This window comes from Pantoea sp. SIMBA_079 (assembly GCF_046940275.1).
Taxonomy (GTDB): Bacteria; Pseudomonadota; Gammaproteobacteria; order Enterobacterales; family Enterobacteriaceae; genus Pantoea; species Pantoea borealis.
On sequence record NZ_JAWRYR010000002.1, the window covers coordinates 281594 to 304463 of the forward strand.

A 22870-nucleotide genomic window follows, 5' to 3' on the forward strand; every position below is an offset into this window, starting at 1 on the left:
GGACATTTTATGGATAAGCAGGAACAAAACTATCAGGCACTCGGTGCCGGACGCGATCGGGGCGATGGCGTGGTGAAAGTCACCGGCGCCGCCCGCTATGCAGCGGAATATCAGCCTGAGAATATGCTGTATGGCGTGGTGGTGCAGTCCACTATTGCCAGCGGCCGGATGACAGATATTGACACCGCAGAAGCGGAACGGCAGCCTGGCGTTGTCGCGATTTATACCCATCTGAATCCGCTGAAGATCAACAAGCCTACCGCCATTGCTGACGGCGGCGCGGCGCAGTCCACCTATACACCGCTGCAGGATGACAAAATCATTCATAACGGCCAGAACATCGGGCTGGTGGTGGCAGAAACGTTTGAACAGGCGACCTGGGCTGCCAGCCTGGTAAAAGTGCGCTATGAGGAAGAGAAGCCGCTGGTCTGGATGGATGATCCGGCAGCGGAGCGCCAGGAGAGCGCCACTGTTGAAATGGGCGATGCGCACCAGGCGATGGCGCAGGCAGAAGTGAAAATCAAAAGCTGCTACGCCACACCGCGTGAATACAACATGCCGATGGAACCGCATGCCTGCATCGCATCATGGCAGGATAATGCGCTCACGGTATGGGAGCCAAGCCAGTGGGTCATGGGAGCACAGACTGAAATAGCCGAGTGGCTGGGTATCGAACAGCAGCAGGTTAGGGTAATTTCACCCTATGTTGGCGGCGGCTTTGGATCTAAACCCGTGCCCTACACCCATGTAGCGCTGGCCTGCGTTGCCTCGCGCGCGCTGACGCGTCCGGTGAAAGTGGCGCTGTCGCGTCCGCAGACCTTTACCGGACTTGGCGGTCGTCCGGCTACGCAGCAGACTATAGAGATGGGCGCCGCACAGGACGGGAAACTACTGGCCATCCTGCATGAAGGTTTGAGCGATACCTCACTCATTGACACGTTCGCCGAAGGCACCAACAAAGTCACCGGGCGTATCTATGATGTGCCGAATGTCTATTCGCGTCATTACGTTGCTGCTATCAATACTGTCACGCCGGGCTGGATGCGTGCACCCGGTGAGAACCCGAGCGCGTTCGGGCTGGAGGTGGCGATGGATGAGATGGCCTACGCGCTGGGTATCGATCCGCTGGAGCTGCGCCTGCGCAACTATGCAGAACAGGATCCGCAGGAAAACCTGCCGTGGAGTACGCGTCGTCTGAAAGAGGCTTACAGCGCGGCGGCTGAAGCGTTTGGCTGGAAAGATCGCACTATGGCACCGCGCTCAATGCGCGAAGGCCGTGAGCTGATTGGCTGGGGCATGGCAACGGCAACCTATCCGGTAAACAAAGCCCCGGCTGAGGCGCGCCTGATCCTCAACAGTCAGGGTGAGCTGGTGGTGCAGAGTGCAGGTGCTGATATCGGCACCGGAACCTACACCATTCTGGCGCAGACAGCGGCAGAAGTGCTCTGTCTTGACTCTACCCGCATTAAAGTTGAACTGGGTGATACCCGGCTGCCGCGTGCCGGCGTGGCGGGCGGTTCGCAGCTGGCCGGCAACCTGACCGGTGCCGTGCATAAGACGGCGGTGGCGCTGCGTGACCGGCTCTACGCGCTGGCAGGCGCTTCTTCAGATGCGCCGTTCCCGCAGACCGACGCTGAACAGCTGACGCTCTGCGCGGGAGGCGTGTGCCTGAAAGGTCAGCCGGAGCGTGCGGTGTCGCTGGGCGATCTGGTGCGGCTGAGCGGTGAAGAGACACTGGCGGTAACGGACGGCACCTTTAAGCCGGGCGAAAGCGCAGAAGAGCGGGATAAAGCGGTGCACTCGATGTCGCGGATGACCACACCGGAAGAGTTTTCTTCACACAGCTGGGGCGCGCAGTTTGTTGAAGTGCGCGTGGATGAAGATTTCGGTACGGTGCGCGTCAGGCGTATGGTGTCCGCCTTTGACAGCGGGCGGCTTTATAATCCGAAACTGGCGCGCAGCCAGTGGATTGGCGGAATGGTGATGGGGCTCGGTCAGGCGCTGCTGGAAGGCGGGGCGGTTGATCCGCGTAACGCCCGCATCGTGAACAATAATCTCGCCGATTATCTGATTGCGGTTAACGCTGACGTACCGGAGATTATCACTATCGACGTGGGCGAGCCGGATCACCACGCCACGCTGATGGGCGGAAAAGCCGTGGGCGAGCTGGGTATTGTGGGTATGGCTGCGGCTATCAGTAATGCTGTTTATCACGCAACCGGCAAGCGCATTCGCGATCTGCCGCTTTCCCTGGAGAAGTTGCTCGATTAATGCAGGCTGGCGGCGTCAGGAAGACGCCGCCGCTTCACTCTCTGAGCGTGATCATGACAATCCCTTATCTCAGGCCTGGTGAACAGGCAGTACTTTACGACGGCATGTGTAAACTCTGTAACGGCTGGGTGGCATTCCTGCTGCGGCACCAACTGGACCGGCGGGTACGCTTTGCCACCGTGCAAAGTGAGGAGGGTAAAACGTTACTGCGCCATGTCAGGATGCCGGTTGACGATATCCGGACGATCGTACTGATCGGTGAAAGCGGACACTGGCTGCGTGCTCAGGCAATCTGTCGCGTGATGAAAAGCCTTCACAGTCGCTGGCGTATCTTTGCGCTGCTGCGTTATTTTCCTGACCCGGTAAGTAACGCGATATATAATCTTATTGCCCGAAACCGCTATCGTCTCTTTGGCCGTTACGACGACGTTAAGCACCTCTCTCCCGATTTCCCAGAAAGGTTTATTGCACGCTAAAGCAGCGTTATTGCTTTGATAGCAGAAAATGAAAATCAGAGATGCAGGTAAATAAATTTCCTGCATCAATCCCTTTTGTGCACTACATCAGGCTGGTGCAGCAACATCTATTTATCTTATTGATTTTAAAATAAATTAATTAACTTTCTGTTTCATTAGACCGCAAATGTCTATTTTGCATACTCTTCTTTACATAAAGAATTACATTTTATGCCTGATTAAAAACAAATAATGTCCCGCTGAGGACGAAACTTTTTGCCAGTTGTTTCTCCTGAAGACCATCATGGTTTTGAATAATGGCACAATACAAATAGCGCCATATACTTTAAGCGTATTCTCTCCCGGAATATAACATTACCTTTTAATTTTCTATGGCAGCGCAGCGGGCGTGATAATGACGCCGCTGTACAGGAGCAATCAACATGGACCAGACTGCATTTCTCATTGGATTTTCAGTGATGGCGCTTGCATCACTGGCGATTTATGCCACCGGCAGTAAAACGTTTCCCTCCCGTCACCACACCCTGATGCATGCATCAGTGCCTTTTATTGCCGCTACGGCGTATCTGGCAATGGCGTTTGGCTATGGCAACCTCACCCTGGACAGCGGCACGACGGTCTATATGGCGCGTTATGCTGACTGGTCTGTGACCACGCCGATTCTGCTGGCGGGGCTGGTTATGCTGGCCTTTCATGAGCATGGCAAGCCAGGCGAGATGGGCGGCTTTCTGACCGCTATTATCGTGCTGGATGTGATGATGATTGTGACCGGTCTTGTCTCCTCGCTGGCGGAAACCGCAGCAGGAAAATGGGTCTGGTATCTCTGGTCCTGCGCTGCATTCCTCGGCGTGATCTATCTGCTGTGGGGACCGCTGCGTACGATGGCGGCGGAGCGGGGCAGCGCACTGGCAGGCGCCTACAACAAAAACGTGGCGCTGCTGACGGTGGTCTGGTTTATCTATCCGGTGGTATTTCTGATCGGGCCGGAAGGGCTGAAGATCATTTCTGACCCTGCTTCAATCTGGGCATTTCTGATCCTCGATATTATCGCTAAAGTTTTCTACGCCTTTTACGCGGCGGCGAATCTGGAAAAAGCGTTGCGCTACGCAAAACGCGATGGTGCCGTGCGGGTATGATCCTGCGGCAGCATACCGGCTGGCTGACACTCTGGGGGGCAGCTCTGGCTGCCTCTTTCAGCCCGCTGCCGGTTCAGCTGCTGTTTGCCGTCGTGGCCATTGGCATTATCGGCATGGCGCACGGTGCAAGCGATCTTGAGATTGTCAGGCGCGAACAGCAGTGCGCTTTTCTGGCGGGTTACGGCGTAGTGATTGTGCTGTGCCTGTTCTGGTGGCACTGGCGTCCGGCAATCGCGCTGCCGGGCTTTCTGCTGGCCTCTGCCATCCATTTTGCGCTGGAAGATGCGCCGCACGGCTCTCTGGCTGAACGGCTGGCGCGCGGCATCAGTCTGATTGCAACGCCTGCCGCGCTGCATCTGACAGCGTACAGAACGATTTTACATCAGGCCGGGCTGGCATCTGCCATGCCGGATAGCGTGACCGCGGGTCTGGCTATAGCGGGCGGCCTGACCGCCGCAGCGCTGTTGCTGACAGGCATTCTGCGGCGCGACAGGCGTCTGCTGGCCGGGACGCTGGCATTGCTGCTTCTGCCGCCTTTTGTTGGCTTTTCCGTGGGCTTTTTGATCCTGCATGCGCTACCGCAGACCCGCGAACGGCGCGATTTGCTGGGGTTCAGACATTACGCTGACTACCTGCGTGCCGTCTGGCCGGTGCTGACGGCGGCTATTTTGCTGGCGGTACTGATCATGTTTATGATGCATCCCACCGATACCGCCGGCGTGCGTTCACTGTTTGCCGCGCTGGCCGCGCTCGCTATCCCGCATTTACTGATCACGCCGTGGTTTGAGAAACCGCCGCGCAGTAAATAATGCGTGCCATTCATTACGCTATCCTGTATTCAAATATAAGAAAGAAAGTGGCAGGAGAGATAACGATAATTCCCTGCCAGAATAACTGTTTCAGTTAATAGCGTATCACCGTGCGACATTGTATTGCCATTTTGCGACATAACGCGGGTATATTAAAATTAATATCCGTATCTTTATGTAATTATTGATTTTTTCTGTATGGCTGCTTGTTGCATTCATGAAGCCAGTCACAACTCTGGCACGCATAATCCATTCCCTGTTTAATTACGCAGTATTGCGTATTAGATTTAACGCGTCATCACTCTTTATTATCTTACGGTTTCGTAAGTGTCCGGCAGTTAATACGTATATCAACATATAATGGAGATTTTATGGGCGCAAATTCCAACCGCGGTGTGGTGTATCAGGGGCCAGGTAAAGTCGAGGTACAGGATATTGCCGATCCGGTCTTTGCTAATCCGGCCGGAAAAAAGATTGGCCATGCCGTGATCCTGAAAGTGCTCTCCACCAATATCTGCGGCTCAGATCAGCATATGGTGCGCGGACGCACTACCGCGCCTGCGGGTATGGTGCTCGGCCATGAAATTACCGGTGAAATTATCGAAAAAGGCGCTGACGTTGAGATGCTTAACGTCGGTGACATTGTCTCGGTGCCGTTTAACGTTGCCTGCGGACGCTGCCGGTGCTGTCGTGAACTCGATACCGGTGTCTGCCTGACAGTGAATCCGGCGCGGGCGGGCGGCGCGTTCGGCTATGTTGATATGGGCGGCTGGGTAGGCGGTCAGGCGAAATATGTCATGGTGCCGTATGCGGACTTCAATCTGCTGAAATTCCCCGATCGCGATCAGGCGCTGGCGAAAATTCTGGATCTGACCATGCTGTCAGACATTTTACCGACCGGCTTTCACGGTGCGATCAACGCGGGTGTGGGCGTCGGCTCAACCACCTATGTCGCAGGCGCCGGTCCGGTCGGCCTGGCCGCAGCGGCATCAGCACAGATCCTCGGTGCGGCGGTAGTGATGGTAGGTGACTTCAACAAAGAGCGTCTGGAACACGCCAGGAAAATGGGCTTTGTGCCGATCGACCTGAGCCAGCATGACCGGCTGGGAGAGATGGTTGCCCAGATCACCGGCACGCCGGAAGTGGATTCGGCTATTGACGCCGTCGGGTTTGAAGCGCGCGGCCATTCCGGTAAAGAGCAGCCGGCGGTGGTGCTGAATCAGATGATGGAGATCACCCGCGTTGCCGGTAATATCGGTATTCCGGGCCTGTATGTGACGGAAGATCCGGGTGCGCACGATAAATCAGCACAGGAAGGCTCGCTAAGCCTGAAGTTCGGCCTCGGCTGGTCTAAAGCGCAGTCGTTCCATACCGGCCAGACGCCGGTGGTGCGTTACAACCGGCAGCTGATGAACGCCATCCTGCACGATCGTCTGCCGATTGCGAAAATCGTTAATGCCAAAGTGATCCCGCTTGAAGAAGCGGCTCAGGGATACGCTCAGTTTGACGCAGGCGTAGCCGCGAAGTATGTGCTGGATCCGCATGGCATGCTGACGGCAAAATAGTCTGGTGCAGATAAACTTATCCGGCAAGGTGTAAGGCGCACGCGAATATGCGCTGTGCCTTACACGCGTTTAAGTGCGCATAATCATGATTATGTTAAATAAGGCGTCTTCTGAATTATGAGGATTATCATTAATGACTATGCACAACCCCCCGCACGCGGGTGAAATCATTGCCGATATTATGGAAGATCTTGAGATCGGTATCAGAGAGCTGGCGCGTGCTTTAGCTGTAGCCCCCTCCACCGCTTCAAGAATAGTATCGGGAGCAACAGCGGTAACGCCAGAGATGGCGATCAAATTATCGGCCGTAATTGGCAGTACGCCTGCGATGTGGCTGCGCATTCAGGCCGCTTATGATTTAGAGCGGGCAGCCAAAACTGTTGACCTCTCGGTTCTGAATACCAGCTTCAAGCCTGATCCGCTGCAGGGTGTCAACTGAAGCCTGTGGGCAACGTGAGCAGCTGGTGTTAATTGCTCATTACACTCCGTTATCACGCGCGCCGTTTCACTGAAGGCAAGAGCTTAAGCAGAACGATATATGTGGAACACGATATCTTTCTTCAGTTGCAACCTGCCTGCGGATGAACGCTGCAGGGAAAATCATTCGCGCGCGGCGTGTGTGTCCCGATACCTTACCGATCACGTTTGAATACTCTTCCGCGTAGTGTTCAGCGAGAACAGCGCCTGTTATTGCACAATCATCTTATGCCACTATAACTTCATATAATGGGACTTATATGAACCTAAAAAAAACCGGTGCCGGAATGATTGCAGACAGCGTGAATGGTGATGTCTAAAAAAACGGCGACGCTACGTGAATTCTGCGTGTGCTGGCAGCACTGTGTCCCTGCAGAATTCACCCAGCGTTGCCGGTTTTATCAGCAAACAGCAGCGCCGGAGCGCTGCATAATCTGCTCTGTTACCAAAAGCGCACGCCGGTAAGGTGCAGCGTGCGGGCGATACCGCCTGCTGCAATCAGTGAAAGCGCGATGCCCAGCATCGCCATCGCGTCAAAGCCAAAGCGCCGGAACAGCAGATAGCCCGCCACGCACCCGGTCAGAAAAGAGAAAATCGTGACAAGGTGGGTATAAAGAAGTTTGCGATGCAGATGACGCTCGCCCGCTTCACTGCTGCTGAACGTTGCCCGCAGAAAAGAGCCCAGCGCAATACCGGCATCGGTCAGCGTACCGGTTACATGCGTAGAGCGTACACGACCGGAAGAGAGCTGGGTTGACGTGGAGTTATGGATCCCCATCAGCAGGCCAAGCGTCACCAGAATTTCACCGTTGTTCCGTTCTGAGTACCACAGGATCTCCACGACTGATGTCAGCAGCAGAAGCAGACCTTCAGTGAACAGTACCTGACAAAAAATGGTCCTGATATTGCGCCTGAGCCCCCAGGCAACCGTCAGGCGGGCGATCATTGAGCCGGTAACAAATGCCAGGATTAACCCGGCCAGAAACAGCAGATCCTGCAGATCGGAACCTGAAACTTCAGCAGATATTTGGGAGGTATTACCGGTCATATGGGAAGGGAAAAAGCCAAAAGCACCGAATGCCATGGCGTTAAGTATACCTGCAGTAGTCGCCAGCGTAAGCGCCAGCAGGCGATCTTCGCTGTGCGAACGTATCTTCTTTTTTCTCAGCAGCATCCTTCTCTTTCCTCGCAGCGTAAATGCAACACAATGTTAGCGTAGCGCACTATTCAGAATAGCGAAGTCTGGGGAGGATGCCTGTAACCAACTGCTTTTAATAGTTAATAATGTCAGAAAATGAAAATTTATATAGAAAACCGACATTGTCCGCGGTATGTGACGTTGTCACTCAAGAGCGGTAATGTCGGTGCCTGGCGTTATTTGTTATCAAAGTAATCTGCCGGCATTTGCCCGGGTGCCATGTTAATGACGGCATCATTATCCGGCCCCTCATTTTTCATGTAAGTGACCTGCGCAAATTCCGGGATAATGATATAAGGATAAGCGGGACCTTCATCGCGAAAACGCTGCATATCTTCAATAAATTCATTCTGATAACAGATGGTTTTTTCCGGGTGCTGCCCTTCTCCGGCGATCCACTGCGGGAAAAAAATCGTACCGTGAATAAGTTGACGATCAAGGTCAAAGAGCAGGCTTACGCAGGTGCCGGTGGGTTCATGCCAGTCAACTTTATAAATGCCGGGTGCAAATTGCACCGCATGCATTTTTTGATGAGTAACCCAGCGTCCCCCTACCAGTCCCTGATGAATGCGATAGTCGCAGGTTGTTGCGTTGCGGGCATACCACTCATATTTCCAGCCGTTGTCATAGGTATAAACAAAGTGGGTTCCGATAAACGCGGAGAGATCGCCAGCCTGCTCTGTAGCGGATGCAACTGAACTCATGCTTCACCTCAGTATTGGTAAAAAAGCGTACTGATAAGGTATAGCGTGTAATGTGAGATTGCGTATTGCTTAATCGTTTTTACACATATCCCATCAGCCTGAGCATCGATCGCGCCTCGTGCATCGCTTCATTGCGATGCGTAACACCCAGTTTCTGATAGAGGTTACGGATATGGGTTTTAATGGTGGTGGCTGCTACATCAAGTTCGCCGGCAATCTGCTCATTACTGTAGCCGGAATAGATCAGGCCCAGCACCTGCCATTCACGCTGCGTCAGCGGACTGGTGCGTACCAGCTCCGGGACATCAGGATGATTGAGTAAACGGCTGACAAAGCCTTCATCAAAATGAGCAAACTTATGACGGTGATATTTGTTAATTTCGTGCAGAATACGGCGGGCGCGATGTTCATCTATCTCTTCCAGCACCGAAAGCTGTAACAGCTGCCGCAGCTGCTGCGCCATTATTTCGCCCTCAATAACAAACTGGCTGATAAAGCCTGTACTGCGTGCCAGTTTCAGGGCAGCAATCAGCACCCGCTGGGCATCAGGTTTGCGGTGAGTCTGCCAGTAAAGCTGATTAAGCAGCAGCAGGTTGCTGTTAAAATCGCTGGTGAGCTGAAGCGTCTGCGCATTCTCATTGAGTTCATCCAGAATAACCTCCGCCTGAATCAGATCGCCCGCCAGCAGCTGCGCCCGTGCCACATTGCGCCACTGCTCCTGCAGAAAGTGATTGTTGGCGCTGGCTGGCCGCGAGGTGATGCGCAGCCACTGGCTGGCGCTGGCAGTATCACCGGTCAGCTGCCAGTAAAGGATACGCGCTTTGTCCGCGTTGGCGCTCCAGTCGATATGCAATATACCGTTATTGAGCAGGTTCTCCAGCCGGGTAATGTGTGTCCGGGCATTATCCAGATTGCCCCGCGCCAGTGAGCACTGGATCAGTAGCCCCAGACACTGGATCTGCTGCTGCGGCGGAAAGCCGCGCAGTACCTGCATCCCCTCACGCGCCGCCTGTTCAGCGTCATCAAGACGGCCCCAGGCCCAGAATAACTGCGCCCGGATACGCAACAGAAATTCATGCAGCGGGAACTGGGCGAGATGCTGTTCCTGGACCAGACGAAACGCTTTCTCCTGTATTTCCCAGGCCGATTGCAAAAATCCCTGAGCAAACAAAATTTCACTCTGCTGGATCAGGCTCCATAACACGTAGTGCCAGGTCTCTTCATGCCGCGCCATCTGCTCTGTCTGACGCATCAGCGCCAGCGAATCAGCCAGCTCACCTTTGCAATGCATGACCTCACCGTGGACAGAGGTCGCGACAATGCGGCTATAGCTTTTCGAGGCCGGCAGCAGCTGCAGAGCGAGGCGGGCCAGCTGCGCGGCCTCCTCCGCATTGCCATCGTTAATCGCTACCTGAGCACGTATCGCATGCAGCTCGCCCTGCAGGGACGCATCCATCTCGCTGCAGCGCTGCTGCTCAAACTGCGCCAGCAAACTGTTGACTTCAGAAAAGCGATGCTGGCTCTGCATCAGCCACGCCTGCAGCAGCACCAGCTCTGGATTTTCCAGCAGTAGCGGCCACGGCAGCACCCGCAGTGAAGACTCCAGCAGCGCCAGTTCACTTTGATTGAACAGCGTCCAGGCGTGCTCCAGCAGCACGTCGCGCAGCATCTCAGTATCACCCGACGCCAGGGCATGGTGGATAGCCTCACCCGGAAAGCCCTGTATCATCCAGCCGCGCGCCGCAGCACGGTGCAGGGCCGGCAGCTCGGCGCTGAGTTCCCACTGACAGCGCTGGCGCAGAAAAGTGCCGAACAGCGGATGGTAGCTGAACCACTCACCCGCATTATCCATGCGTTGCAAAAACAGCCCCTGCCGCTCAATCTCCTCCAGCCGCATGCGGCCATTATCTTCACCCGTGACACAGGTCACCAGGGCATCATTCATCGATCGCAGAAGCGCACTCTTCAGCAGGAACTGGCGGGTATCAGCATCGACAGTATCCAGAACCTCTTCTACCAGATAATCGGTGAGATGGCTGGCGTTGATACCTGATAAACGGCGTGCAGAGTCCTGAGCAGAGCCTGCTCCCTGCCGGGCTGAAATAGCAATAAGCTGCAGTGCGGTTGCCCAGCCTGCCACATCGTCACATAGCTGGCCGCTCTCTTCACTGGGCAGAGGAGCCTGCAGGCGGGTATCAAAAAATTGTTTCGCCTCATCATGCGTAAAGGCCAGCTGCTGACTGCTCAGCTCCAGCAGCTGTTCACGTACGCGCAGGTTGGCGATGCCCAGCTGTGGCAGACCGCGTGACAGTACAACCAGCGTCAGATTTTCTGGCTGATGCTTCAGAAAAAAGCGCATCGCCTCATGAATAACCGGATTCGTAATATGATGATAATCGTCAATCACCAGCCAGCCCGGGCGCTGATAGTCGGCCAGCTCAATAAACAGCTGTGAGAACAGCGCGTTCAGATTCACGTAGTGTCGCTTCTGCGCCAGTGATTCACTGCGACTGCAGCTGCCCTGAGTGGCCTGCTGCAGCGCTGCAATCAGGTAGTCAGCAAACCGTTCTGGCTGGTTATCCCCCTCATCCAGCGAATACCAGCCGAGATCGCGCTTTTCTGCCGCCCACTGCGAAATCAGCGTGGTTTTACCGTACCCTGCCGGACTGGTAATTAACACCAACCGGTAAACGGCAGCGGCATTCAGTTTCTGCAGCAGACGGCTACGGATCACCATAGTGTCATGGCGCACAGGACGACTCAGTTTTGACGGGATCAACATCGACGCACGCTCCTCCGTTAACGTCTGCGCAGTATTATTTTACGCTTCGTAATTATTCGACATACACGTTATCCATACGCGCATCTAATGCAAGCGAACTCAGCAGCGCGGCTTAACAAAAGCGAGGAGTATCACACTCCTGTCACGCTTTCGGAGTTTCCTTACCCTCTCCTCCCTCCCACTCCTCCTGCCGGAATCGTGCCGGGGAGGAGGAGTGGCGCAACCGGCGCAGGCAAACTACATACTGACCTCTTCCCTTGACGGATGCTTAAGCCATGACCCAGTTACCTTTTGATTCCGACCGTTTTTCTGCTGCACTCACGCGACAGTGGCAGCGCTTTGGCCTGCAGAACGCGCAGGCCATGAGCCGGCAGCAGTGGTGGCACGCGCTGAGCGGTGCGCTGGCCGAACTGCTGGCCGAATTGCCGGCAAAACCGGCGACGGGACCGCAGCGCCACGTTAACTATATTTCGATGGAGTTTCTCACCGGCCGGCTGACCGGAAATAACCTGCTTAATCTCGGCTGGTATCCGGCGCTGAATGACCTGCTGCAGCAGCAGGGGCAGTCGCTAAGCGATGTGCTGGAACAGGAGACCGATCCGGCGCTGGGAAACGGAGGGCTGGGGCGTCTGGCTGCCTGTTTCCTTGATGCGATGGCAACCACCGGCCAGCCCGCTATCGGTTACGGCCTTAACTATCAATACGGGCTGTTTCGTCAGCATTTTACCGACGGCGCGCAGCAGGAGCAGCCGGATGACTGGGGGCGAAATCGTTACCCCTGGTTCCGTCATAATGCAGCGCTGACGGTAACGGTCAATCTGGGCGGCAAGGTGGAAACCGGGCAGGAAAAAACCCGCTGGATCCCGGCATTTCAGCTGCAGGGCGAAGCCTGGGATTTGCCGGTAGTCGGTTATCAGAACGGGGTGGTTCAGCCGCTGCGCCTGTGGCAGGCGAGCCATGCACAGCCGTTTGATCTGCAGCGTTTCAATAACGGCGATTTTTTACGGGCGGAGAAGCAGGGCATCGATGCAGAGAAACTGACCAAAGTGCTCTACCCCAACGATAACCATCAGGCGGGTAAAAAACTGCGCCTGATGCAGCAATATTTCCAGTGCGCCTGTTCGCTGGCGGATATCCTGCGCCGCCATCAGCAGGCGGGTCACCCTATTGAAACGCTGGCCGGGCACGAAGTCATTCAGCTCAATGATACCCACCCCACGCTGGCGATTCCGGAACTGATGCGCCTGCTGCTGGATGAATACGACTTTAGCTGGGATCGCGCCTGGCAGCTGACGCAGCGCACCTTCGCCTATACCAATCATACGCTGATGCCGGAGGCGCTGGAGTGCTGGGACCTGACGCTGTTCCGTACCCTGCTGCCGCGCCACATGATGATCATCAATACGATCAATGCGGCGCTTAAGCAGCAGGTTGAGGCGCAGTGGCCCGGCAATGCCGCCCTCTGGGCCAGACTGGCGGTGGTGCATAATCATCAGGTGCGTATGGCCAATCTCTGTGTGGTGACCTGCTTTGCCGTTAACGGCGTGGCTGCCCTGCACTCGAAACTGGTAACAGAAGATCTCTTCCCGGAATATCACGCACTCTGGCCGGCAAAATTCCACAATGTGACCAACGGCGTCACGCCGCGGCGCTGGATCAACCAGTGCAATCCGGCACTGGCTGCGCTTATCAACCGCAGGCTGGATACACCCTGGCTGACCGACCTTGACGCCCTGCGCGCGCTGGAGCCACTGGCAGAAGACGCGGCATTTCGTGCGGAATATCGCGCCATCAAACAGCAGAACAAGCGCGATCTGGCGCAGTGGGTACTGCAAAAAACCGGCATTGTGATCAATCCGGACGCGCTGTTTGATGTACAGATAAAACGACTGCATGAGTACAAGCGTCAGCATCTGATGCTGCTGCATATCATTGCGCTGTGGCAAACGCTGGTGAGCGATCCGCAGGCCAATGTCACGCCACGCGTGATGCTGTTTGGTGCAAAAGCCGCCCCTGGTTACGCGCTGGCAAAAAATATTATCTATGCCATCAATAAAGTCGCCATGACGGTAAATGCCGATCCGCGTGTTGGCGACCGGCTCAAAGTGGTGTTCATCCCGGACTATAACGTCTCTGTAGCAGAGAGGCTGATCCCGGCGGCCGATCTCTCTGAGCAGATCTCTGCGGCCGGTAAAGAAGCGTCAGGCACCGGCAATATGAAGCTGGCGCTGAACGGTGCCCTGACCATTGGTACGCTGGATGGCGCTAATGTGGAGATTGCCCGCGAGGTGGGTGAGGAAAATATCTTTATATTTGGCCATACCGTGGAACAGGTCAGCGCGCTGAAAAAAGCGGGCTACGCCCCGGCGGTGTGGCGCAGGAAAGATAAACAGCTGCATCAGGTGCTGACCGCGCTGGAAGATGGCACCTTTAGCAACGGCGATCGCACTGCGTTTGACGCGCTGGTAAAAAGTCTCGGGGCGGAGGGTGGCGATCCCTATCTGGTACTGGCCGATTTCCGTCACTATCTTAATGCACAGCAGGATGCAGAAAAACGCTGGGCTGACAGCGAAGCCTGGACCCGCGCGGCGATCCTGAATACCGCACGCTGCGGCATGTTCAGCGCCGATCGCGCTATCCGTGATTATCAGCAACGTATCTGGCAGGCGGCGCGCTAAACATGACAATGACAACCCTTAACCCGGATACGCTGATTGCGCCGGAATATATTGACGCTCACGGCAAACCGCGGCGTATTCCCGCAGCTACCGCACAATGGCTGCACTCAGTTATACAGCCGCCAGTTGCCACGCCGTCAGCGCTGCCCCCGGTCGCGATTTTTCATCACGGAGAAGCCGCCGTATTACAGCCGGTGCTGAGCACAGCGGCAACATGGGAGCTGACCAGTGAAGCGGGTGAGCGCTGGTCAGGTGAGTGTCAGCCTGATGAAACGCTGACGCTGCCGGCGCTGCCGGAAGGCTATCACCAGCTGACCCTGACGCAGCCGGTGCTGCTGTCGCACTGCAGCCTGATTATTGCGCCGTCGCGCTGCTACGAACCTCCTGCACTGCTGGCCGGTGACAAACTCTGGGGCTGCTGTGTGCAGCTCTATACGGTGCGATCGCAGCATAACTGGGGCATCGGCGATTTTGGCGATCTGCGCCGGATGGCAGCAGAGATCGCACAGCGCGGCGGTGCGTTTATCGGACTCAATCCGCTGCACGCTCTCTTTCCGGCCAATCCTGACGGTGCCAGCCCTTACAGCCCCTCTTCACGCCGCTGGCTGAACGTGCTCTATATCGATATCAATAGCGTGGAGGATTTCAGGCTCGGTGATGCGGCGCAGGCGTGGTGGCAGCAGCCTGATACGCAGCAGCGGCTTGCGGCCGCGCGTGACAGCGAGTGGGTGGATTATCCGGCTGTTACCGCGTTAAAGCTGGAGGGCTTACGTCTCGCCTGGCGGCAGTTCAGGCGACGTGCGCCGGATGAGCCGGTCATGCAGGAATTTGATGCGTTTGTGAAAGCGGGCGGGCAGAGCCTGCTGAGTCAGGCGCTGTTCGATGCCTTGCAGGCGCATCAGCGCGCTAAAAACCCCGCCCTCTTCGGCTGGAAAAGCTGGCCGGAAGCGTATCAGCACCCTGACAGCGCTGCCGTGCTGGCATTTCGCATTGAACACAGCGACGAGGTGCGTTTTTACCTCTGGCTGCAGTGGCTGGCCGCCTCTCAGTTCGCGGCGTGCTGGGCCGTATGCTGTGCGCAACAGATGCCGGTCGGCCTCTACCGCGATCTGGCGGTAGGGGTGGCTCAGGATGGTGCGGAGACCTGGCGCGAACGCGATCTCTATTGTCTTCAGGCCAGCGTCGGCGCGCCACCCGATATTCTGGGTCCGCTGGGGCAAAACTGGGGGCTGCCGCCGATGGATCCACAGATCCTGACGATGCGCGCGTTTACGCCGTGGATCGAGCTGCTGCGGGCCAACATGCGCGACTGTGGTGCGCTGCGTATCGATCACGTGATGGCGCTGCTGCGCCTCTGGTGGATCCCGCAGTATGAGAGTGCCGCTAAGGGCGCCTACGTGCATTATCCGGTGGATGCACTGCTGGCCATTCTCGCGCTGGAGAGCCAGCGCCATCGCTGTATGGTGATTGGTGAGGATCTGGGCACCGTGCCGGAAGCGATTGTCGCTAAGCTGCGCGACAGCGGCGTCTACTCCTATAAAGTGCTCTACTTTGAGCAGACCGGAAAGCGCGCATTTCGGATGCCTGAAGCCTGGCCACGGCAGGCAATGGCGGTGGTCACCACCCATGATATGCCCACGCTGCGCGGCTGGTGGCAGAGTGATGACTTAACCCTCGGCAGTAAACTGGGACTCTATCCGGATAAAGCGATTCTGGCGGGTCTGTACCGCGAGCGCGCAGCGGCGAAAAAGGCGCTGCTGCATACGCTGCAGCAGCAGGGCGCGCTGGCGCACCGCTATCCGCGACAGCGCGGGCGGGCGCCCATGCGCCGCGCGATAAACCGGGCAGTTCACCGCCTGGTGGCCGCCAGCAACAGCGCGCTGCTTGGTCTGCAGCCGGAGGAGTGGCTCGATATGGAGCAGCCGGTCAACGTGCCCGGTACGGTTGATAGTTACCCGAACTGGCGCCGCAAGCTCAGGCTGTCACTGGAGGCGATGTTTGCGGATGAGGGGATTACACATCTGCTGCAGGAGGTCAGCCGCATACGTCAGCAGCGCCCTTAATCAGACGCCCCGGACCGGGGCGTTTTCTGCAATAAAAAAGGTGCGCCGTAGCGCACCAGGTGCTGCAACTCAGCACTGCGGGGCGGTTTCACCCCTTGCCTTTTACACTGCTGATAAACGTTTGCCGCGCGGAGGTTGATCCCAGACGCTCGGCCTCATTCAGAAGTTTCAGCGCTTTATCAATGTTGCCCTGGCTGACCGCCTGACGGATATTCTGATTGAAGTAACTTTCGGTGTCGTTTTCCAGCGGCGCCGGTTTCACGGCAGAGGCGGGACGCACGGCAGCAGGCGCTGGCGGCTGGGTATTACCAACCATAACCGGCGCTGGCGCTGATGAACCAAACAGCGGGCCGACCAGAATTGAGGATGCGGAACTGGTGGAGACGTTCAGCTTCAGCCTGCCGGTCTGGCTGTGTGTGGCAACCGGATCGGGAATATCAGGGACCGCATGGCCGGTGCCTTTCGCGTAGGCTTTGGCCGGGTCGACCAGCGTGGTGGTCTGTGTCAGATCGTTGTCGGTGGTAAAGACCAGCAGATAAATTTTCTGCTGTCCCGGTACCGGGGTCAGCTTCATCACGCCTTCAAGACGATCGGCGCTCATGACGCCCGGCTGCTGATAAGCAAAGAACTGCGACGGGAACCAGGCCGCTGGGCGCAGATTTTCATCAAGTACCAGAACATTAGGCGCGAACACGCGGTTGTCAGCGACCTCGCTGCTCAGCGTGACGGTCAGTTCACCCTGGTTAGCGGGCAGGCTATACGCCGCTACCGGACCACGGATACCCGGCAGAGCCTTTCCGCTGTCGCTTTCGCTCAGCAGGGTTGTCACCGCACGCGATGTATCAGCAGGTTGCCAGTTCAGGCGCTGCAGGCTATCGGGCGAAACGGCGGGTGCGGTGGAGAGATCCTGCGGCACCAGATTAATAGCAGCAACAGCGGGCAGCGTGGCGCTGGTCAGCAGCGCAGCGCTCAGGCAGAGCGCGGTAAGCGTTTTTTTCATCGTTTTATCTCTGATAGCGGGAGGCAGCGCCGGCACCAGGCAATGGCCGGCGCTGCCTAATCGGTGAGCCGCACCGACGGGTGCGGCCATTCTGTTACAGGGTAACGCTGAGGCTTACCACCAGATTTCCATCTGTGCGCCAAAGCTCCACTCGTCATTGTCGCCCCGGCTGTTGGTGAACAGGCCGTTACCGGTGCTGTCAGCAGCGGCCAGCGTGGTCAGGTTGCCATCCGCATTTTTGCTGTAGCCCCACTTCTCATCCCATTTGGCATAGGTTGCAAACAGGCGCAGCGCCGGACGGGACCAGATGCTGTCGCCCGCCTGCCACTGCTGGGCCAGGGTAATTTTGTACTGCCCGTTGCGATCGCCGACCTGCTGCGACTTCACATTGTCGTAGCCCAGCTCCAGCAGCGTGCTCATGATAGGCGTCCATTTGTACATCGGGCGCACGCCCACGGTGTACCACTCGTTGCCGCGATTATTATCGAGGTCGGTGTTCTGATACATCGCGACGTACATCAGGTCCCAGCGCTCGGCCAGCGATATGGCACCGTGATCCAGCACGCGGTACATTTTGCCGTCGTTATTGATATTTGTGCCCTGCGGCAGCCCTTTGCCCTGCGAGGTCAGCGCGTCCGTTGCGTACTGCAGTACAAACTTGTTGTAGCCTTTCAGCATGCTCTGCGTATGTTCGGCGGTGAAGAGCCAGCCATCTTTGGACGCGCCATCCTCCAGACGATACCCGTCGCGCGCGTTAGCACGGCCATAGTCGACGCCGAGTTCCAGCACGCCATCCGGGTTGGTTTCCAGACCCGCCAGGCGCACATCAAAGACGTCGTTCGCGGTGCTGGTTGCGTAGTCGCGGATGCGATCGCTGGAGAAGGTGTAGGAGCCGCCCGCTTCTGATGAGCGCGTGGCGGCGAAAGAGAGTTTGCCGAAGCCGAGGTCAACATCTTCCAGGCCTGCGCCGGGACCGGAGATATCCCAGTAGTAGAAGTCGATCATATGCACGTCGTGACGCTGATAAAAGCGCTTACCGGCCCAGATAGTAGAGCCCGGCAAAGCATCAATCAGGTTTTTGCCTTTAACGTTGGCTTCGCGGAAGGCAGGTGAAGTTGCCTCCCAGTCATTCTGCTGCGATACGGAGTAGGCAACGTTGGTGTCAAAATAGAAACTCTTATCGCCCTCCTTCCAGACTTCCTGTCCCAGCTTAAGCTCGGCGTAGGTTTCACATTCGTTACCCAGACGGTACTTACTTTGTGCGCCGGTTGCCTGGAAGCACTGTTGTTCACCGCCGCTGCCGGTCCAGCCAATGCCGGAACGGGCGTAACCGGTGAAGTCCACCGCCATAGAGGAGGCGGACAGGGTACCCGCAGCGATAGCGATCGCCACGGGGAGTTTGCGCAGAGTTATCATTTATTTATCTCCTGAGATCATTGCTTTTATTGTTTTGCAGGGTACACACCAGGCTCCTGATGCAGCCTGCGACAGGCGCTGCCATCTTCACGAAACAGATGACAGCGTTCCGGCGGCAGGCCGATGCCCATCAGGGCGCCCTCTTCTGCCAGCACCACGTCCTCCTGGCGATAGACCAGGTTTTGACGGATGGCGGGGATTTGAATGTGGATTTGCGTTTCATTGCCGAGCTGTTCAACCACCTGCACTTCACCCTCCAGCGTGACATCGGCGATGTCGCTGGAGAGCAGATGTTCAGGCCGGATACCCAGTGACATGTTGCTGCCAATCTGCACACCGGTGCTTTCAACCGGGAGCCAGACCAGCTGATTATTGGGCAGCCGCACCTGAACCTGATCGATCGCAGTGGCGGTGACTTTTACCGGAAGAAAATTCATGCGGGGGGAACCGATAAATCCGGCGACAAAGCGATTGGCGGGGTAATGATAAAGTTCCAGCGGTTTGCCAACCTGTGCAATGCGCCCTGCTTCGAGCACCACAATTTTGTCAGCGAGCGTCATCGCCTCTACCTGATCGTGGGTAACGTAGATCATGGTGCGCTTCAGCCGCTTATGCAGCCGCGAAATCTCGATGCGCATCTGGACGCGCAGCGCGGCATCGAGGTTGGATAACGGCTCGTCCAGCAGGAAAACGCGCGGTTCAGCCACCAGTGTCCGGCCAATCGCCACGCGCTGACGCTGGCCACCGGAAAGCGCTTTAGGACGTCTGTCCAGCAGATGCGCCAGCTGCAGCACTTCGGCTACCTGATTTACACGCTGCTGGATCTCAGCACGCCTGACGCCGGCCAGCTTCAGGCCAAAGGACATGTTTTCGGCAACGTCCAGATGCGGATAGAGGGCATATGACTGAAACACCATGCCGATACCGCGTTCGGCTGGCGGCACCTCATTCATGCGCTTGCCGCCAATCAGCAGATCGCCTTTGGTAATGGTTTCAAGCCCGGCGATCATCCGCAGCAGGGTCGATTTACCACAGCCGGATGGCCCGACAAACACCACAAATTCACCTTCGGCAATCTCAAGATTGATATCTTTTGAAACTTCGGTTTCACCCCATGTTTTGGAGACATGACGTAACGCAACGCTCGCCATAATACTTTTCCTCTCAACGTACCCTGCTGGCTGCTATGGCCACTGGCCGATTCTGTGGCTCATCATGAAAGCCGCAAGCGTCGCTGACATCCTCCACCAGAACAGGAATGTAAGGGGGATGAGTCAGGAGGAGGAGAACGAATAAACTCTGACGCTCAGCTGCGCACTGAAGAAATTTTTGTGAAGTCTGACGCAGAAAAGTGCGTGGGAAAGTGTGCGCCAGCCCATAAAAACCGCGGTTTTTGCGGGCACGATCACGCACTTATGCCCGCAGGCGTAGAGAGCAGGAGGATGAAACACGACGGCAGAACCTGACAATAAACGGGACGCTACTTTCCGCTTTCGTTTACAGGATGGACTTATGACAATGAAAACCGTCTCGCGCTTATTCGCTCTCTCCGCGCTCTCCGCTGTGCTGTTCTCTGCTTCGGCAATGGCAAAAATCGAAGAGGGAAAACTGGTTATCTGGATCAACGGTGACAAGGGCTACAACGGACTGGCCGAGGTTGGCAAAAAATTTGAGCAGGAGACCGGCATCAAAGTCACCGTGGAACATCCGGATAAGATGGAGGAGAAGTATCCGCAGGTGGCCGCCACCGGTGATGGCCCCGATATCATTTTCTGGGCCCACGACCGTTTTGGCGGCTACGCACAGTCCGGCCTGCTGGCAGAAATTTCACCCGATAAAAATGTGCAGGATAAACTGTTTCCCTTTACCTGGGATGCGGTGCGCTACAACGGCAAGCTGATTGGTTACCCGGTATCCGTAGAATCGCTTTCGCTCATCTATAACAAAGATCTGGTCGCTGAGCCGCCAAAAAGCTGGGAAGCCATCGCCGATCTGGATAAGCAGCTGCGGGCCAAAGGCAAGAGCGCCATTATGTTTAACCTGCAGGAGCCCTACTTTACCTGGCCACTGCTGGCGGCAGGCGGTGCCTACGCCTTCAAACCTACCCAGAGTGGATTTGATATCAAAGATACCGGCGTGGATAACGCAGGGGCGAAAGCGGGCATGCAGTTCCTTGTGGATCAGGTCAAAGCCAACGTGCTGAATGCGGATACTGACTATTCGATAGCAGAGGCGGCGTTTAATAAAGGGCAGACGGCAATGACCGTTAATGGCCCGTGGGCGTGGAGCAACATCGACAAGAGCGGTATCAACTACGGGGTGACCACGCTGCCCACGCTTAATGGCAAACCGTCTAAAACCTTTGTCGGTGTACTGAGCGCCGGTATTAATGCCGCCAGCCCTAACAAAGAGCTGGCAAAAGAGTTTCTGGAAAACTACCTGCTGACGGATAACGGACTCGAAGCGGTTAATAAAGATAAGCCGCTGGGTGCCGTGGCGCTGAAATCGTATCAGGCCATTCTGGAGAAAGATCCGCGTATCGCCGCCACCATGAGCAATGCGCAGAATGGCGATATCATGCCAAACATTCCGCAGATGTCCGCTTTCTGGTATGCCATGCGCACCGCCACACTCAATGCGCTGAAAGGACGTCAGAGCGTCGACGCCGCGCTGAAAGATGCGCAGGCCCGTCTGAACAAGTGAACCTTCTCTGAAGCCGGCGCTGGCCGGCTTTTTATCAGCTGTTGAGGAATTCCGAATCATGTCAGGAAAAACGGAACGGTACAGCCGGATGCTGAAAGGCGCACTGGTTGGCGGCTGCTGTCTGTTAGTCGGCTATCTGCTGGTGCTGATGTATGCGCAGGGTGAATATCTGTTTGCGCTCATGACACTGATCGTCAGTGCGACCGGCATCTGGATTTATGCTAACCGCCGCGCTTATGCGTGGCGCTATGTCTATCCGGGGCTGGCCGGCATGGCTATTTTTGTGCTGTTTCCACTGGCCTGTACTATCGCTATCGCGTTTACCAATTACAGCAGTACCAATCAGCTTTCGCAGGAACGCGCGCAGCAGGTGCTGCTTGGCAGGCAGTATCAGGATGGTGCAGGACTGAATTTTGCACTCTATCCGGCCGATCGGCGCTGGCAGCTGGTGCTCAGCGACAGCAGCAGCGGTGAGCGCTACGTTTCCACACCGTTTGATTTGGGTGCCGCGCAGACCCTGACGCTGCAGCAGGCGTCACTGCCCGCCACGCAGCGCGCCACGCTGAAAGTGATCACCACGCACCGCCAGGCGCTGAGCCAGATCCGTGCCCGGTTGCCGGATGGGCGTGAACTGGTGATGAGCTCGTTACGCCAGTTCTCGGGTACCCGCCCGCTATATGTTGCAGAGCGCCAGGGTGTGCTGAAAAATCAGCAAACCGGCGAACGCTATCAGGCTAATCCCGATACGGGTTTTTACCAGCAGATAGCTGCCGACGGCAGCTGGAACAGTGAACAACTTAGCCCGGGCTTTACGGTCAACGCAGGCTGGAAGAATTTTGCGCGCGTTTTTACCGATGAAGGGATCCAGAAACCGTTTCTCGCCATTTTCGGCTGGACGCTGATCTTCTCTCTGGTCACGGTGATCCTGACCGTTGCAGTGGGCATGGTGCTGGCCTGTCTGGTGCAGTGGGAAGCGCTGCGCGGTAAGGCTATCTACCGCGTGATGCTGATCTTGCCTTACGCCGTACCGGCTTTTATCTCCATCCTTATTTTTAAGGGCCTGTTTAACCAGAGTTTTGGCGAAGTTAACGTCATGCTCAATGCGCTGTTTGGCGTCCAGCCTGCCTGGTTCAGCGATCCAGCGCTGGCGCGTACCATGCTGGTGATTGTGAACACCTGGCTTGGCTATCCCTACATGATGATTTTGTGTATGGGGCTGCTGAAAGCCATTCCGGACGATCTCTATGAAGCATCGGCGATGGATGGCGCAGGTCCGCTGCAGAATTTTTTCCGCATTACGCTGCCGCTGCTGCTTAAGCCGCTTATGCCGCTGATGATCGCCAGCTTTGCCTTCAATTTTAATAACTTTGTTCTGGTGCAGCTGCTGACTAACGGCGGGCCGGATCGCATCGGTACTACTACGCCTGCTGGCTATACCGATCTGCTGGTTAACTATACCTGGCGTATTGCGTTTGAGGGCGGCGGCGGACAGGATTTTGGCCTGGCTGCGGCTATTGCGACGCTGATTTTTATGCTGGTCGGGGCGCTCGCCGTCATTAACCTGAAAGCTGTGCGCATGAAGTTTGACTGAG

At 56.3% G+C, this 22870-nt stretch carries 16 protein-coding genes; 10 read left to right on the forward strand and 6 right to left on the reverse strand.

Annotation, left to right across the window (positions count from 1 at the left end; all coding sequences use genetic code 11):
* The first annotated feature begins 9 nt into the window (after positions 1-9).
* From SB719_RS05225 to SB719_RS05250, 6 genes are all read left to right on the forward strand, one after another.
* Complete coding sequence (locus tag SB719_RS05225; protein WP_304231581.1) at positions 10-2271, forward strand: xanthine dehydrogenase family protein molybdopterin-binding subunit; 2262 nt, start codon at positions 10-12, stop codon at positions 2269-2271.
* Between the two features lie 53 nt (positions 2272-2324).
* Positions 2325-2747, forward strand: a complete 423-nt coding sequence (locus tag SB719_RS05230) for a DCC1-like thiol-disulfide oxidoreductase family protein (RefSeq protein WP_065647646.1) — start codon at positions 2325-2327, stop codon at positions 2745-2747.
* A gap of 422 nt (positions 2748-3169) precedes the next feature.
* Positions 3170-3883, forward strand: coding sequence for a bacteriorhodopsin (locus tag SB719_RS05235; RefSeq protein WP_065647393.1), 714 nt, complete (start codon positions 3170-3172; stop codon positions 3881-3883).
* Positions 3880-4692: a Brp/Blh family beta-carotene 15,15'-dioxygenase gene (locus tag SB719_RS05240; RefSeq protein ID WP_293005582.1), complete on the forward strand. Its 813-nt coding sequence runs from the start codon at positions 3880-3882 to the stop codon at positions 4690-4692. Before SB719_RS05235 ends, SB719_RS05240 begins: the two co-directional genes overlap by 4 nt.
* Positions 4693-5063: 371 nt before the next feature.
* Positions 5064-6257 (forward strand): formaldehyde dehydrogenase, glutathione-independent, encoded by a 1194-nt coding sequence (gene fdhA / locus SB719_RS05245; protein WP_065647391.1) that lies wholly within the window; start codon positions 5064-5066, stop codon positions 6255-6257.
* 133 nt (positions 6258-6390) lie between these two features.
* The gene (locus SB719_RS05250) at positions 6391-6696 is read left to right on the forward strand and encodes a HigA family addiction module antitoxin (RefSeq protein ID WP_293005611.1); all 306 of its coding nucleotides are present in this window, start codon (positions 6391-6393) and stop codon (positions 6694-6696) included.
* Between the two features lie 480 nt (positions 6697-7176).
* Here the strand turns inward: SB719_RS05250 and SB719_RS05255 are convergent, their stop codons facing one another.
* The 3 genes from SB719_RS05255 to malT form a co-directional block, all read right to left on the reverse strand.
* Positions 7177-7908 (reverse strand): YoaK family protein, encoded by a 732-nt coding sequence (locus tag SB719_RS05255; protein WP_065647389.1) that lies wholly within the window; start codon positions 7906-7908, stop codon positions 7177-7179.
* A gap of 200 nt (positions 7909-8108) precedes the next feature.
* Positions 8109-8636: a phenolic acid decarboxylase gene (locus tag SB719_RS05260; RefSeq protein WP_065647388.1), complete on the reverse strand. Its 528-nt coding sequence runs from the start codon at positions 8634-8636 to the stop codon at positions 8109-8111.
* A 79-nt stretch (positions 8637-8715) separates the two neighbouring features.
* The gene (gene malT / locus SB719_RS05265; protein ID WP_412158989.1) at positions 8716-11418 is read right to left on the reverse strand and encodes an HTH-type transcriptional regulator MalT; all 2703 of its coding nucleotides are present in this window, start codon (positions 11416-11418) and stop codon (positions 8716-8718) included.
* Positions 11419-11693: 275 nt separating this feature from the next.
* On the opposite strand from malT, the gene malP reads away from it, so the two are divergent.
* Both malP and malQ read left to right on the forward strand, forming a co-directional pair.
* On the forward strand, positions 11694-14096 hold the full coding sequence (gene malP, locus SB719_RS05270) for a maltodextrin phosphorylase (RefSeq protein WP_412158990.1): 2403 nt from the start codon (positions 11694-11696) through the stop codon (positions 14094-14096).
* A 2-nt stretch (positions 14097-14098) separates the two neighbouring features.
* Positions 14099-16159 (forward strand): 4-alpha-glucanotransferase, encoded by a 2061-nt coding sequence (gene malQ / locus SB719_RS05275; protein WP_412158991.1) that lies wholly within the window; start codon positions 14099-14101, stop codon positions 16157-16159.
* 88 nt (positions 16160-16247) lie between these two features.
* On the opposite strand, the gene malM is transcribed toward malQ, so the two are convergent.
* The 3 genes from malM to malK form a co-directional block, all read right to left on the reverse strand.
* On the reverse strand, positions 16248-17159 hold the full coding sequence (gene malM, locus SB719_RS05280; protein WP_412158992.1) for a maltose operon protein MalM: 912 nt from the start codon (positions 17157-17159) through the stop codon (positions 16248-16250).
* A gap of 114 nt (positions 17160-17273) precedes the next feature.
* Complete coding sequence (locus tag SB719_RS05285) at positions 17274-18575, reverse strand: maltoporin (RefSeq protein ID WP_040113487.1); 1302 nt, start codon at positions 18573-18575, stop codon at positions 17274-17276.
* A gap of 26 nt (positions 18576-18601) precedes the next feature.
* Positions 18602-19726, reverse strand: coding sequence for a maltose/maltodextrin ABC transporter ATP-binding protein MalK (gene malK / locus SB719_RS05290; RefSeq protein WP_065647383.1), 1125 nt, complete (start codon positions 19724-19726; stop codon positions 18602-18604).
* Positions 19727-20087: 361 nt separating this feature from the next.
* Between malK and malE the strand changes: the two genes are divergently transcribed.
* Both malE and malF read left to right on the forward strand, forming a co-directional pair.
* Positions 20088-21278: a maltose/maltodextrin ABC transporter substrate-binding protein MalE gene (gene malE / locus SB719_RS05295; RefSeq protein WP_304231563.1), complete on the forward strand. Its 1191-nt coding sequence runs from the start codon at positions 20088-20090 to the stop codon at positions 21276-21278.
* Between the two features lie 58 nt (positions 21279-21336).
* Positions 21337-22869, forward strand: a complete 1533-nt coding sequence (gene malF, locus SB719_RS05300) for a maltose ABC transporter permease MalF (RefSeq protein WP_304231561.1) — start codon at positions 21337-21339, stop codon at positions 22867-22869.
* Position 22870: the final 1 nt, after the last annotated feature.